General features: G+C 35.2%; 9 protein-coding genes. 2 read left to right on the plus strand and 7 right to left on the minus strand.

Annotated elements, in window-relative coordinates; translation table 11 throughout:
* Positions 1-2,690 (plus strand): DUF7948 domain-containing protein (locus F6K22_RS10730; protein ID WP_293096917.1); only part of this gene is annotated, 2,690 nt, incomplete at its 5' end.
* A 360-nt stretch (positions 2,691-3,050) separates the two neighbouring features.
* Here the strand turns inward: F6K22_RS10730 and F6K22_RS10735 are convergent.
* The 7 genes from F6K22_RS10735 to F6K22_RS10765 all read right to left on the minus strand — a co-directional run bounded on the left by F6K22_RS10735 (position 3,051) and on the right by F6K22_RS10765 (position 13,949).
* Positions 3,051-6,644 (minus strand): TonB-dependent receptor domain-containing protein, encoded by a 3,594-nt coding sequence (locus tag F6K22_RS10735; protein ID WP_293096920.1) that lies wholly within the window; start codon positions 6,642-6,644, stop codon positions 3,051-3,053.
* A 381-nt stretch (positions 6,645-7,025) separates the two neighbouring features.
* Positions 7,026-7,730 carry a calcium-binding protein gene (locus F6K22_RS10740; RefSeq protein WP_293096923.1) on the minus strand — a complete coding sequence of 235 codons (705 nt, stop codon included), beginning with the start codon at positions 7,728-7,730 and terminating at the stop codon, positions 7,026-7,028.
* 114 nt (positions 7,731-7,844) lie between these two features.
* Positions 7,845-8,873 carry a helix-turn-helix transcriptional regulator gene (locus F6K22_RS10745; RefSeq protein WP_293096925.1) on the minus strand — a complete coding sequence of 343 codons (1,029 nt, stop codon included), beginning with the start codon at positions 8,871-8,873 and terminating at the stop codon, positions 7,845-7,847.
* A gap of 450 nt (positions 8,874-9,323) precedes the next feature.
* A complete protein-coding gene (locus F6K22_RS10750) occupies positions 9,324-10,382 on the minus strand; it encodes a ferredoxin family protein (RefSeq protein ID WP_293096928.1) in 1,059 nt (352 codons plus the stop codon).
* Positions 10,383-10,944: 562 nt separating this feature from the next.
* Positions 10,945-11,766 carry an ABC transporter ATP-binding protein gene (locus F6K22_RS10755; protein ID WP_293096930.1) on the minus strand — a complete coding sequence of 274 codons (822 nt, stop codon included), beginning with the start codon at positions 11,764-11,766 and terminating at the stop codon, positions 10,945-10,947.
* Entirely contained in the window at positions 11,763-12,806 is a 1,044-nt protein-coding gene (locus F6K22_RS10760; RefSeq protein WP_293096933.1) for a FecCD family ABC transporter permease, read from the minus strand. The genes F6K22_RS10755 and F6K22_RS10760 overlap by 4 nt, the downstream gene beginning before the upstream one ends.
* Positions 12,807-12,890: 84 nt before the next feature.
* Entirely contained in the window at positions 12,891-13,949 is a 1,059-nt protein-coding gene (locus F6K22_RS10765; protein WP_293096936.1) for a FecCD family ABC transporter permease, read from the minus strand.
* A 243-nt stretch (positions 13,950-14,192) separates the two neighbouring features.
* Here F6K22_RS10765 and F6K22_RS10770 point away from each other — a divergent pair.
* The coding region (locus F6K22_RS10770) for a sensor histidine kinase (RefSeq protein ID WP_293096939.1) at positions 14,193-15,542 on the plus strand (1,350 nt) is incomplete at its 3' end.

Raw genomic sequence — 15,542 nt, forward strand, 5'->3', positions numbered from 1 at the left:
TATTAGAAGTAAAAGAATTTGACATACCCCAGATAGATTTCTCTGAAACTAGGGAAATTAATAATCTAAATATTGCCTCTAGTTCAGAAACATTACCCTCCGAATTAGAAGTAAAAGAATTTGACATACCCCAGATAGATTTCTCTGAAACTAATGACTTCCTCACAGGGATTAGTTTTATCGAAAATGTAGGGCAAATTAACAATTCTGAAGTTGAGTATTTAGCAAAAGCAAATAACTACAATTTACTATTTGCTCAAGATGGAATTATCTTTAGTTCTACTCAAAATATCCAAGGTGAAACTACCTCAGATGTAGTGACGTTAAATTTTGAGAATGCTAACTCAAACCCCAATATAAATCCTCTAAATAAACTGCCGGGAGTTGCTAACTTTTTCCAAGGTAATAACTCTAATAATTGGCATACCGATCTGCCGACTTATGCCGCTATTGAGTATGAAAATTTATATCCTGGTATCGACCTAATATATAGTAGTATCGACGGCAACCTCAAAAGAGATTTTATTGTCGCTCCCGGTGTTGATACTTCTCAAATTATTCTCAATTATAGTGGAGTCGAAGAAATTAATATTCTTGCCGATGGTACTCTGTCTATAGATACAGAATTAGGAGAATTATCTGAAGCCCCCCCAATAGCTTATCAAGAAATAGATGGTCAGCAAATTGAAGTGGAAGTTGCCTATGAACTCCTCGAAAATAATCAAGTAGGATTCGATATTGGAGAATACAATAGAAACTATGAATTAGTTATCGACCCCACTCTAGAATATTCCACATTAATCGGAGGAAATGGTTTTGACCGTGGCAATGGTATTGCTGTAGATGTTGCCGGAAATGTTTATATAACTGGAGATACTACTTCCGTTGATTTTCCCACAATAAATGCAATTCAATCAGACTTTAATGGTGGGGGAGTAGTATTTAATAACGATGCTTTTGTCACTAAACTCGACCAAGATGGAACTGTTCTTTGGTCTACTTATTTTGGGGGAAGTAACGATGAATTTGGCACAGATATTGCTGTAGATATAGCAGGGGGAGTTTACGTTACAGGTAATACTAATTCCCTAGATTTCCTAACAGTTAATGCCTTTCAAACTACTTATGGTGGAGGAAGTTTTAACGGCGATGCTTTTGTGACAAAACTTTCTAGTTTAGGCAATAGTGTGCAATATTCTACTTACCTTGGCGGTCGAGATGAAGATATTAGTAGAGGTATTGCCGTAGATAATAATGGTAATGCTTTTGTAACAGGAAGTACGGGTGGTTTTTCCCCATTTCCTGCATCTCCAGTCCCAGGTTTTGCCGACTTTCCCACAACAGAAAATGCTTTTCAAACCACTACTACTAATAATGTGAATCGGGATGCTTTTGTAACTAAATTATCCATAAATGGCAGAACTTTAGCATATTCAACCTTATTAGGAGGGTTCGATTTAGATTCAGGAATTGATATTGATGTAGATAATAATGGTAATGCTTATATAACAGGTTCAACTAGGTCTTTTGACTTCCCGCTTCAGAACCCTCTGCAAAATTTTTATGGGGGGGATAGCGATATTTTTGTTACTAAATTAAATCCAGAAGGTAGCGACTTACTTTTCTCAACTTTTTATGGTCGGAGTGACGGAGATGCTGGTAGTGGTATTGCCATAGATTTAGCTGAAAATATTTATGTTTCTGGTACGACAGGAACTCGTATTCTTGAGGGAGATATTGCTATTTCTCCTGTGGGAGATTTTCCTGCTTTTAGTGGATTTCAAAATTTCTTTGGGGGAGGTAGTAGTGATGCTATTGTGATGAAAATTAATCGGGATAATAGTTTAGGATATGCGAGTTTTTTAGGTGGAAATAGTAGTGAGTTTGCTAATGATATTGCTATAGATAATTTGGGTAATGCTTATGTGACAGGTAGCACTGCTTCTGTGAATTTTCCAATTATTAATGAGTTTCAAGAAGGAGTTGGTTTGGGATTACCGGATGATGTTTTTGTCAGTAAAGTTTCTAGTAGTGGAATGTTTTTAGATTTTTCTGCAACTATTGGTGGTGTGGGGAATGAGTCAGGAAATGGTATTGCGATAGACCCTGCTCAGAATACTTATGTGGTTGGCTTTTCTGATTCTATAGATTTTCCGGTTATTGATGCTTTGAATAGTTTTGGTTTAGAATCTAATGCTTTTGTAGCTAAGATTGTTTCAGATATTTTGCCACCTGATACTTTTCAAAATTTTATTCAGTATGTGAGCGAACAAAGAATTAATCCCATAGAAATATATTTTGATGAGGAATTTTATTTAGAAAATAATCCTGATGTGGTTCAACAAGTGCAAAATGGTTTATTTATAAATGGTTTCGATCATTTTATTAATAAAGGTCAATTTCAAGGACGAAACCCTAGTCTTTTGTTTGATGAAACTACTTATTTAGTAGAAAATCCTGGTGTTAGTCAAGCTGTAGCAAATAATGTTTTTAAGAGTGGATTCGAGCATTTTATTAATGTTGGGTTTTTTGAAGGTCGTGATGAACGTACTACTGAATTTGATGAAAGATTTTATTTAACTTCTAATCTAATTGTAGCTTTAGCAGTAGAAAATGGTATTTTTAATAGTGGATTTGAACATTTTATTATATTTGGTGAAGCTGAAGGGCGATCGGGAAATAATCTATAGAACCCATTTGGTATCTTTGTCAGCGATTAGGTTTTTTACTAGGAGTCATATCAAATCTGGTAGCATTGGTGTAATTAGATAATAATACCAAATCCGGTTATGAAAAGCGAATTTGTCCAATTGCTTCTAACCCTTCTGCCCTCAGCATAAGTGCCTTCTTCCTTGCCCTTACAATAAACCTCCTATGTAAACCGGATTTGGTATCACCGCGTGAGGTAAACAAACAAAATTTCATATTTATTTGATTTTGTTCCTCAATCTTGTCTATGATAACTTTTTTTTGTCATATCAATTCCTCCTCACTGCACATTACTAAAGAGAGAGCAAGAAGCTCTCACTACTGACTACTGACTACTGACTTCAGAACTTCAAAAAATAACGAATACTAATATTCCGTCCAGGAGCTGCTAAATATCGAAATTCATTATTATTAATCCGTTCTTGAGAAGAAATAGGTATATATTGACGGTTAAACAAATTCTGAACACCTAATTCGAATCTCCCCAGACCTAGATTGAGGGTGCTAACTAAATCAAATGTTACATAACCATTTGCTTTAAATTCATCTACTTCCTCATCAAAAGCACGAAAGCGATCGCCCACAAATAGCATTTGTAACCTATTTCGCCAATTAGGCAAAGTTTCATTCTGTACATACAAAGTCACTTTCATCGGTTGTACTTCTATACCACTCAAAGGTTGCCAACCACGATTGTCTCCAGGAAGGTCTCCTTCTCCCTCATTCCAAGTAAAAGTACTGCCAATTCTCCAGGTGTTTGTAGGTTGCCAATCAAGAGTTGCTTCTACTCCATAGTTTCGTTGAGGACCTCGATCCAAGTCTGCAAAACCATCTTCTCCTAATGTCAAATTTTGCCCTTTATCAGAATGATTATAAAAAGTTGCAACTGTAAACTGTACTGATTCCCAATTGCCACGTATTCCTATTTCATAGTTACTAACTTTCTCTGGTTCCAACAATTCATCGTCTTCTAAATCAAGTTCAACAGGATCGGTTGCTCCTGTAAGAAAACCAAAACTAGGGATAGAAAATCCTTGAGAAAAGTTGAAAAACAAGCTAATTTCAGATGACGCTTTATAGAGAATGCCAGAATTAAAAACTATATCTGATGCACTATTACTACCTCCTTCAAATTCTGGTAATTCTTCTCCTGCAAGTACAGTTAGAAAGTTATTGAATGGACTTCCTGTCCAATCTTCTAAATCTGCATGAATGGTTTCATAACGCGCACCTCCACTAAGTAGTATTTTGTCAGTCACATCCCACTGTCCTTCAGCAAAAATTCCCACACTATTTATGTTAAAATTAGGAACCGGAGTGACACGCTCTCTAATATTTGCTTCCTCATCTTCATCAAATGCTTCTGAGTCTATAACCAAATCTTCTGTATCATTTTTCTCGTTAGTGTAGTCAACTCCCCAAAACACACTGGCAGATTTAGAAAAAGGAGTAGTAATTTGTATACGAGTTCCTAATTTTCTTGATTCATTTGCTGGTTGCCTGACTCCAGGGAAATCAGCAGGAAGTTCGCTAGGGAGAGTCTGAGCAAAAAAAGTCCGGAAGTCTTGAAATACTTGTCTCAAATAAGTTCTTTGAAAGAAAAATTGAGTATAAAGTTGAGAACCAAACAAATTGTCATTATCATAAGTTAAGCTGATATTGTGGTTAGTCTGTTCGGGAGGTTCTTCATAATCATAACGAGGAATTCTTTCAGCTCTAGCTTTTTGTAAACCAAATATTTGTATATTTTCTCCATCTGCAGCAAAACTTGGGAAAAGTCTGTCGTTATAAAGATTGTATTTGAATCTGAGTCGTTGCTCTTCATTCACATCTAAACCAAGTGTAGTTAGCAAATTTAAACTTCTACTTCCATCTAGATCCCCCGTAGGAATAATATCCCCTTCCGCATCAAAAAATCTGTTATTTTGATTTAGGGAACCAGTAATTCCCCAATTGAAATCGCCTGCACTACCTGATAAGCGGTATCTACCATTGTAACCAGCTCCATTGTATGGAAAAAATTCATCTCCACCAAAATTACTGTAACCTACTTTTGCTTCCTGTTCCAAACCTTCGCTTGGGGTACGAGTAACAATGTTAACTATACCACCAGTAGATCCACTTCCGTAGAGAGCAGAAGGACCGCGGATAACTTCGATCCGTTCAATTGCTGATGGATCTATGGTATTCAATTCTGTATCGTTGCTTAAATTGGAATTTTGAACCACTCCATCTATTAATATTAATGCGGGGCGACCTCGCAAACTTTGGCTTCGGGTTCTTCTGGTAATTGCAGGAGGTGGACCATAACCTGGTACTGTTCTACCAAGAATATCTGTAATGTTATTAGTTGCACTGACACTGCTTTGGTCTTCTATTTGCTCGCGAGAAATAACGGTAATACTGCGTGCTATGTCTTCTTCTGTGGCACCAGCACGACGGGTTGCCTGAATTACTACTTCAATTTCTTCATCTTCTATTACTGGTTCCACACTCAGGGTTAAGCCTTCATCAGCAGGAAGTAATGATGCAGTTGGTAGATTTGTTTCTCCTTCTATTGTAACCCGAATACTATTAGAATTAATAGTTGTTGCTGTAATATTAGTTACTCCTCTTATGGGGTTTTTCTCACTAAATTCTTCTGTGTCTGGTAGAGATAATACAGCATTTGGAATGTTAACAATTAGAGTATTTCCATCAACTGCAGTCCTAACTTGTAACTTTTCTCCAGAGAGTGTTTCTAATATAATTTGTAGACCTTCTGAAGTTGAATCAAGTCTGATATTTGTTACTTGAATAATTTGTTGAGCAATTCTAATATCTTGAGAAATATCTTCAGATATGTTAGTAATAATTATGTCTGGTTGATATAGTGCAGCAGCCGTCGTGAGTGGTTGATATATTTCGTTGACTCGGACAATATTATTACTTTCTTGTTCCTCTTTTTGTCGTTTCTGACTTGGATTTTCTTCTAAAAAGTTTTCTCTTAAAAGATTAGATGCAGTAGTTTTTGCTGTTGAGTTTAGAGTGATAAAACTTGACTTAGGTTGATTTATATCAAGTAAGTCTGGGTTATTTTGCTGTATATTTTGAAAATCTTTATTGATGAATTGATGTTGTTTATTTGGAATTATAGAGTTGGAATTTTCCTCTAACCTTTGCTTGACTATATTTTCTGAGATATTAAATTTAATGTTATCTACCTCTGCTGGAAGAGAGTAGACATTAGTAAATGAAGAATTATCTAGATACCCTTCCACTTTTGAGTTTAATACTCCATCATTGAAACGGTTTATGTCTATTATTTGGAGTGTGGTTAAAGTATCTATACTTTCATAACTCTCCAATCTGTCGGGGACCCTAACAGATTGCCTACTTTCTTCTGAAATTTTTTTGACTTTTTTCTTCAGAAGATGATACCTGTCTATTAATGTTTGTTTTTCTAATATGGGAGGTAATAGTATTAACTTTTCTTCATGGGAAGGTAATGGTTGAATATCTTCATCTGGCAGATAAGATATTAGGTCAGATATATTAGCTGAATTGAATGTATTATTTTTTTGTTCTTGATATCTTTGACTATTAGAAGATTCACCAAAAGTTATATTGGCTGTAATAGCTGTAAAATTTTTATTTGTGTTTTTTTCTATTGTATTGAGGGGGATTCTGGATGATGATGTTGATATTTTATCTGTAAAAATAGGAAATGAATAATAATATTTTTTTTGATATATGTTATCATTTTGTGGTTGTGAAATAATACCTAAATCTATACTGTAGATTTGTGTTTCTAGATTTTTACTGTTTAGATAAGTGCTATATAAATTAAATTCTTGATTAAAAATAGGTAGTGTTGTTGAGTTTGCTGGTGTTGCCAATGCTACTGAAAAAACAATACTTAATCCTATCTCTTTAAAAAATGTTTGATTATTCATTTTGATATTGTTACATTCACTTTTATTACCGCAAACCAATAATACATAAATTGGTATAGCACCCTATTTATCAAAGGAAATCAGAATGTGAAATTATACCAATTTGATAAATATTTGTTACAAATATTTGGACTGTTTATAGTAGTCAATAGTCAGTAGTCAGTAGCAAGAGCTATTATTATCATTTTTTACTCTGAAACAATTTTCTGTTTGAGCAAATATAAATCTGACTTCAACCATTTTAGTTGACCAAATTATTCGTAATATTATTTTATCAAAATGGTATTAATTACTGTAATCTTTAAATTAAATAGGAATAAAGGAATTGATTTTAAAGTAGCTGATAGCAAATAAAATATTTTTTCCTTTTCACAACAATTCCTACAAATTAACTGTAGTGATGCCACTTAAAATATCAGCTTCTGTTGTATTATAAACCGTAGCTAATACTTGTCCATTAGCAATAATTTGGATACCGTCTAGTAAGTTAGTTGATGGATTAGCTGCATTTTGAAGAACTGGACCTAATCCAAATTCTCCTAATATAGTATCTGTACTAATCCCAGGAGGAAGTAGTGGTAACAAAACTTCTGTAGAACGCAACCCAGGAGTAGCGTTTAAAGTTATATCACTAGCTGTTAAACCAATAAGACCTATTCTATCGCCCTCAGCAAGATTATAATCTAACAATTGATCCCCTCTACTACCTGGTGGTAAAGTTGAGTCGGCAAATAATACAAAAGTATCAGCACCACCACCCCCAACTAATTGATCTGCACCGCGATCGCCATATATTGAATCATTTCCCAAACCACCAATAACTACATCACTATCTTTTCCTCCTCTTACAGTATCGTTGCCATCACCACCTGTAATTAAATCTTGTTCATTATTACCATTAATTTCATCATTACCCCCTCCACCTCTTACTACATCGTTATCTTTACCTAGAAACATTGTTTCATTACTACTCGATCCAGTTACATCATCATTACCTCTTAGAGCAAATAAACTATCGCCTGGTCCTAGTTCTCCTGGGGATAAAGTTCGAGTATCAGGACCGTCTGTTAAAATAATATCAACCAATGTTAAATCCTCCTCAATATTTTATTTTGCTTTTTGGCAAATCAAACACCATCATATTCAGTTCCAGAGATTAGTTTTGCCCTAAACGGATTTTTTTTTGCCTGTTTTGTCAATTTAAAAATTCAGACTCATTCTGTAATTTCTAGGAGTAATACCAAAATGTTTTTTGAAAGCGTCACAGAACCGACTTGGACTTTTATACCCAACAGTTTGAGCTACTCCAGCAACAGTTAACATTCGCTCTGCTAAGAGATTTTTCCCGCGCTCCATTCGGATTTTTTGCAAGTATCCAAATGTAGTTGTACCAAAAACTTCCTTAAAACCTCGTTTAAGTTTATAATCATTAAGTTGTACTTTTCTAGCTAATTCTATTAGGGATGGTGGATTTTCTAAATTTGCTTCTAAGACAGATTTTGCTTGATGAATTCTCTCAATATCATCCGGTTGTAAACATCCAGACGAACTAGATGAAATAATTCCTGACTGACTTTGTGTTAATTGTATTAACTGTAAACTTATTAACTCTAGTGCCTTACTTTCTAGATAAATTTGTCTTGCTATACCTTGATATGGGCAATTAATAATTTGCTGTAACGCTTGCTGCATTGCTGGAGTTATAGATCCAACATTCCGATGAAAAATTTGCCGTGAATCATTGGAAATTAATGTTTTTAATTCAGTAGGCATTAAATCGATTTGACTACTACTAAAATTTCTGAAAATATCGGGTTCTACAATAATTCTAATTCTCTCTAAATTTTCTCCTGTTGGTAGTTCTTCTATTTCTTTTGTACCAGGAAGAAAAAATAAATAATTTTCTCCTCTTTTTTCAGAATAGTAGTCATTTCCAATGCCTTCTGTCCATACTCGGTAAGTTCCTGCAAGCTGGAAAGCCAAGATTAATGGCATAGAAGCATGATGTTGAATTTCTCTAGCAAAAGTATATTTTGCTTTTCCCCCACTAATCTTTATTTTTAGTCCAGGGCGCAGTTGGATTGTTCTATCGTATGCTGTTATTCCTAACTCCTGTTCAGCTTGAATTTTGAAAAAAGTTTCAAAATCCTCAGAGTAGGAAATAATTTTTCCTGTTTCTAAGTATTCTTGATATAGTGCTTCAGTTTCTGTTATTGTTAAATATTTCATCTTTTTTAGTAGTCAGTAGTCAGTAGTCAGTAGTCAGTAGTTAATAGTTAAGTAGTAGTTATTATAAAGAACCTAAATATCATTTCTTTGACATTTAAGAATTATGAGTTATATTTTATAACACAAAAAAAATTTAGGAACTCTTTTGTCTCATTTGAAAACTCTATATATCCACTAAGATTAAATCTCAAATAAATTAGCTATGACAGAGTTTTAGTTGCTAAATTATTACAGGTATTAAGTATTAAAAGATTTGAGAAAATACCAAAGTATAAAGTAATATCATATTAAGTTAAATACTTATAATAAAAAGCTGGCAAATTGTAGACTTGGTAAAGCAGTAGCGCAACCCAAAAACTATTACCTGTTTTGTTTTAGACTTCAATCAAATTTATAGTATTAATAGTGATTATCAGAACTCGATCTAAAAAAGAATATTAACAAAGATTGTCAACTTACTTTTACCAAAGAACTCACATGATATTGCTTAACTGCTGTTAATTCCAGATCATTCCCCGAACGCAAAGCACTCATCACCTCACCGTTAACTTCCACCTTTGCTTGATAAGCTTTTTTCAAATTGCTATTATTATCAACAATGAATTCCAGTTGCACCAATGCCCAATTTGCTTCAGCTTTTGCTTCCTCTAGACTGAGATGTTTTAGTCTTTCTTCATCAAATGTCAACACTTTACCCGCTTTAGGATACTTTAACCAATTCCAACCTTCCTGCATCCATATTTCCCGCTCGGCAATTTGGGCAAAAGAGTTTAAACCTGCCCAACCTCGGTAATACTGGCGTAGACCTGATACTGAACCATTTCTCAATACCAGTAATTCGAGCATTTCTGGTTCTAAGTGTCCCCAATAACGACCATCTGGTAGATCGACTAATGTTGGTGCAAACTGATGACCGCCAAAATGACTACATCTCCAAACTCGTAAATTTCCTTGAGAAGTAGCTGCATATTCAGAACGCAACTTTTTATAAATAGGATAGCCAAACCTACCACAAGCTAGATCAACATTCCCATTAGTACAAACTAGCATTTCTCTAATATGGCTAGTTTGTTGTTGATATTGCTGAAAATTTTCCAGTTCATTTGGTTGTTGCTGTAGTTGCTTGAGCAAGGAAATTAGTAACTGACTCATCACATCGTCAGGTACAATATATTCTTGTTTCTCATACTTGGCAAATAATTCACCAGGGCGGTAATAATATAGTATGCGAGTATAACCAGGTTGAGAATATTCGCGGTCGGGAGCGATCGCCATTGCTTTTAACTTCACCCCATTTTTTATTGCTTGGAAAATTAAACCAAGCACTGGTCTAAGTTGAGGATTTTCCATAAAAGCTTGTTCAGACCAGGGTTGTGCTATTTCCAAAATTAGCCAGTGGTCACAAGTTGATGCTGTCCCGATGGGGTCTTCTCCATTAACTTTTGATATCTCCGAACAAAAACGGCACTCAGTGAGAGTGTTTTTAGTGGTTTGATATAGTTGGGTCATTTTATTAAAAATGGGAGCATCCTGCTCCTTTATTTACTTTTTGTTCCCTTATTTATTGGTAGTAGTAGGGCACATCTAGCTTTATTTTGTGGGGAAATTTGAGTTAATTAAGACCTCTCCCCCGACCCCTCTCCTACAAGGAGAGGGGCGAAGTATTCTCCCCCTTCCCTAGTACGGAAGGGGGTTGGGGGGTTAGGTTTTTTACCCACAATTTTAGTCTAGACACGCTAGTAGGAGCATTTTAACGAAATCATTTTTGGGTGAATCTGTATTTTTTATATTGATTACAAGTAATGCTAACGCTTTCCGTCTCAAAAACAGGGTTTATCTCAGAGATAGAAAACGTTTGCACAATAATTTGCTGGAAAGTTCTGCGTTAGCAAAACTTACCGTATGCTTTTAGACTTTTTATTACAACAAACTAAATGAAAAGAATTGTCATTTAATTTTAAATAGATTGTATAGAAATATTTTTTATTTGTAAAGCTTTAACTAGAAATTTAATTAAATCTTAATTATTGTTGCTAAAAAATTAATGTTTGTATATTTTCTTAAATATAAATCACACTTTTTGTTTCGCCTTGCGCCCCATTGGTATACACATTGGTGTCCCAGTTACAGGGTCTTGAATAATTTGAGATTCTAGGCCAAACACTAAACGAACCATTCCGACTGTCATCACTTGTTCTGGATGACCCTGAGTTACAACTTGGCCATTCTTTAGGACAATCAAATTATCCCCATATCTACAAGCTTGATTCAGATCGTGCAAAACCATAACTATTGTTCGCCCTTGAGAATGATTCAAATCGTAGAGCAAATCCAGAAGTTCAATCTGGTGGGCTAAGTCTAAAAAAGTAGTTGGTTCGTCCAACAATAAAATTTCTGTATCCTGAGCTAAGGCCATAGCAATCCAAGCCCGTTGCCTTTGGCCTCCAGATAGAGAATCTAGCGATCGCCCTGCCAATTCTGAAAGTCCCGTAGTTGCCAAAGCTTGTTGAGTAATTTTTTCATCATCAATTGACCATTGTTGCAACCAATTTTGATAAGGATACCTGCCCTGAGCCACTAACTCTTCCACTGTCAAACCCTCTGGAGCAGTAGGACTTTGAGGCAAAATAGCCAATTGTTTTGCTACTTCCTTTGTTGATAACTTAAATATAGAATTACTATCCAAATAAACAGTACCGCTAATAGGTTTGAGCAATCTTGCCAAACTTTTGAGTAAAGTTGATTTGCCACAACCATTAGGACCGACTATCACAGTAATCTTACCTCTAGGAATTGCCAAATCTAAATTCAGCAAAATAGTTTGTCCATTGTTATAAGTAACAGTCAGCTTTCGAGTAGTTAAAGCACTTTTTGGGCTTTCTGAGTCAATCATTTCTGGCTCCGATACAATAAATAAAGAAAATAAGGCGCACCAATAATGGCAGTAATTATGCCACAAGGAATTTCTATTGGAGCAAATAACACTCTGCCAAGTAAATCTGATAAGACAACAATAAATGCACCAATGATAGCAGCAGTCGGAATTAGACCTTCATGGGATTGACCTACTAACTGCCTACCTAAGTGTGGTGCGATAAACCCAACAAATGCTATTGCTCCTGCGGTTGCTACACAAGCAGCAGCTAAAGCAACACTTGTCAACCATAACAAACTGCGTCGCCAGTCAAGGGGAACACCTAAACCTATAGCTACTTCCTCTCCTAAAAATAGGGCGTTGAGGTCTTTTGCCAGGAAAATTGCCAATGGTAAAAATATGAATAACCAGGGCAGTAATGGCCAAACATATTCCCAACTGCGACCACTCACACTACCTGTAATCCAAATTAAAGCTTGAGAAACACTATTTAATTCGCCGAATGTCACCATTACAGTAGTTAAGGCACCAGCAATGGTATTTAAACCAATGCCAATCAAAACTAAGTACATAGTTGAGTTTCTTTTTTCCCAAGCAAGTAGGTAAATGAGAATCGAAATCGCGATCGCTCCACCAAAGGCAGAAATAGGTATAGCAAATAGAGGAGCATTTGGCAGTAGTACAATTACCACCACAGCAGCTAAACTTGCTCCAGCATTTACGCCTATAATGCTTGGAGTTGCCAAAGGATTACGGATTAAGCTTTGTAGAATTGCCCCCGATACTGCAAATCCCATTCCTACACCTACTGATATTAATACTCGTGGTAGACGTAGGGTGTTAACAACAAATGAATAATCTGTATTGTCTGTTTCTAGACCAATTATTGTTTTGAAAACATCTAGGGGTGGTATCGGATATTCGCCGACACTCACATTTAAGATCATAGTTACCAAGGTTAATACTACCAAGATCAACAAAACAATTGGTACTCGTCGCTCCACGCGCCATGATATGGGAAATTGTTGAGGGCGAATAACTAACCAGCGTTCTTTCATTTTTATAATCTTTAGACCTCTTGCAAAAGTTTTAATTAAATAAATTCAAGACATGAAATAAACAATTCCCTATTCCCTCCATACCTATTCCCTATTCCCTGACTTCTGCAAGAAGTCTTTTGATAAAGCTAAATATATAAAAAAAGGACCTCCGATTAAGGATGTCATTATTCCCACAGGAATTTCAATAGGTTTTAGTAACAGACGAGCAGCAATATCAGCTAAGAGCAACAAAATGCTACCCAAAATTGCAGCGTAAGGGATAATCCAACGATAATCAATGCCAACTAAGAGACGAGCAATGTGAGGAACTACTAATCCAATAAAACCAATTGCACCTGCTATTGATACAGAGCATCCTGCTAAGATTACCACACAGATAGTTGCACCAACTTTCACCCAGACAGTTTGTACGCCTAAACCTATTGCTACATCTTCTCCTAATGTCAGAAGAGTAATCTGTCGTGCTAGGAAAAAAGCTATGGTTAATCCTACTAAAAGATAGGGAAATACTTGCAAAAATACATTGAAGTCTTTTCCGGCAACCGATCCCGCTAACCAAAATCGAATTTGATCCAACCTATTTTGATCGAGAATTAGTATTGCTGTGGTTAAAGAGCTAAGAAGAGCAGTTATAGCTGCGCCCGCAATAGTTAGCTTGACAGGATGGAGGCCACCTTGACCAAGGGACCCCAACCAATAAACAGTTAGTGCTGTTACAATTGCTCCAAAAAAGCCAAAAGTAGGATAAATGTTTGCTGAGTCGGAGCCAAAAATCAATCCTCCGGATACTACAGCTAAAGCTGCTCCTGCATTTATTCCTAGAATTCCTGGACTAGCTAGAGGATTTTTAGTTAATCCTTGCATGATACTACCTGCTACAGCAAGGGAAGCTCCGACTGACATTGCGATTAAGCTGCGAGGAACTCTCAGAGTGCGGATAATTAGTTGGTTTGTGGAACCGTCGAATGCTGTAAATGTTTTGTAGACAGTTTCCAGAGGAATTTCTGCATCGCCTGTAGTTATACTAATAAGCAAGCAGATTATTAATACAAATATGCTTATCAGTAAACCTGTGGTTAGTAAACGCTGAGAGTGAGAGTTTTGTTTAGGTAATTGACTGACACGAGATTTTTTTTCCATTTGCTTGATTATTTTTCCAGACCGCGAGTTGTTTTTTGTCTCCTCAAAATCTAAATCAAAAAATACATTATTGAGAATTATTATCTATTATAATAATGGGTGTACTATAGGTATTTAACTTTACAAGTTTCTCAATAGCCAATTTCAGATAGACTGACTGGATTGAATAGATAGTCAATTAGTTTATTATTTTTATCCATAACTTTTTTTCATTAATTAATTCAGAAAGAGTTATACATTATAATGTCACTTAATCCAAATTTTGATTCCGATTCATCTCCATCTAAATTACAGCTATTGTTAAAATGGTTGCCTTGGTTATTACTAATATTATCACTGGGAGTAACATGGGTCGTCTGGCAAAGAACCGATAGAGTTTCTGTTAGTTCAACAGAGCTATCAACAGACTATGCAGAAAGGGAACTCGAAAAAATAAAGCAACAAAAGTCTATACTGATACTAGCGAATGGTTTAACCATTAGTTGTCTTCTCTTTGGTTTAACTTGGTCTATGACTACTACTCAATATCGAGCGACAGCAATAGCTAGAGTAATGACCCAAGTTTTATCTGATAAAGAACAGCAGTTACGAACTATTATTACAAATGCTCCAATTATTTTATTTACTCTAGATTGTAATGGTATATTTACCTTGTTTGAAGGTAAAAATGTCAAACTAACAAGTCAACAATTAGATGAAATATTAGGACTATCTATTTATGATATCTACCAAGACAAACCTCAACTTTTGGATGCTAATAATTGTGCCTTAAGAGGAGACAATGCTCAAGCAATTGCTCAATTTGGGGATTTAATTTTTAATACTAGATGGTCTCCTTTAAAAGGAGATAATGACGTAATATTTGGTGTAATTGGTGTTGCTACTGATGTTACAGAACGCCAGAAACTGATAAATGCTCTGCAAAAATCAGAAGCTGAATCAAGAGAAAAAGCAGAAAAATTACAACAAACTTTAAATGAACTTATTGAGACTCAAGCTCAATTAATTCAAGCAGAAAAGCTATCGAGTTTGGGTCAGTTAGTAGCTGGTATTGCTCATGAAGTCAATAATCCAATTAATTTTCTTCAGGGTAATATATATCCAGCAAATAATTATATTCAAGAATTACTAGAATTAGTTAATCTATATCAACAAAAATTTCCAATCCCAGGAGTAGAAATATCACAAAGAATAGAAGAAATAGAATTAGAATTTCTGAGTGAAGACTTACCTAAATTATTAAAGTCAATGAACATAGCAACAGACCGTATCTGCGAATTAGTTAAGTCTTTGAAAAATTTTTCTCGCTTGGATGAAGCAGATATGAAACCAGTAGATATTCATTCTGGTATTGACAGTACTTTGTTGATTTTAAATCATCGATTGAAAGAAAAGCCAAATTGTCCAACTATTCAAGTTTTCAAAGAATATGCTCACTTACCTCAAATTGAGTGTTATCCTGGTCAGTTAAATCAGGTATTTATGAATATTTTAGCTAATGGGATTGATGCTTTAGAAGAATCTGTAGCTAAAGGAAAAAATTCTAATCCTGAAATTATAATCATTACACAATTTATCAATGAAAAATTTGTA

Origin of the sequence: Okeania sp. SIO2F4 (assembly GCF_010672385.1) — a bacterium.
Classification (GTDB): Bacteria; Cyanobacteriota; Cyanobacteriia; order Cyanobacteriales; family Microcoleaceae; genus Trichodesmium.

Excerpts from the sequence above, each read along its gene's own strand:
- F6K22_RS10750 (WP_293096928.1), bottom strand. The coding sequence starts at position 10,382 with ATGACCCAACTATATCAAACCACTAAAAACACTCTCACTGAGTGCCGT.
- F6K22_RS10765 (WP_293096936.1), bottom strand. The coding sequence starts at position 13,949 with ATGGAAAAAAAATCTCGTGTCAGTCAATTACCTAAACAAAACTCTCAC.
- F6K22_RS10745 (WP_293096925.1), bottom strand. The coding sequence starts at position 8,873 with ATGAAATATTTAACAATAACAGAAACTGAAGCACTATATCAAGAATAC.
- F6K22_RS10760 (WP_293096933.1), bottom strand. The coding sequence starts at position 12,806 with ATGAAAGAACGCTGGTTAGTTATTCGCCCTCAACAATTTCCCATATCA.
- F6K22_RS10735 (WP_293096920.1), bottom strand. The coding sequence starts at position 6,644 with ATGAATAATCAAACATTTTTTAAAGAGATAGGATTAAGTATTGTTTTT.
- F6K22_RS10755 (WP_293096930.1), bottom strand. The coding sequence starts at position 11,766 with ATGATTGACTCAGAAAGCCCAAAAAGTGCTTTAACTACTCGAAAGCTG.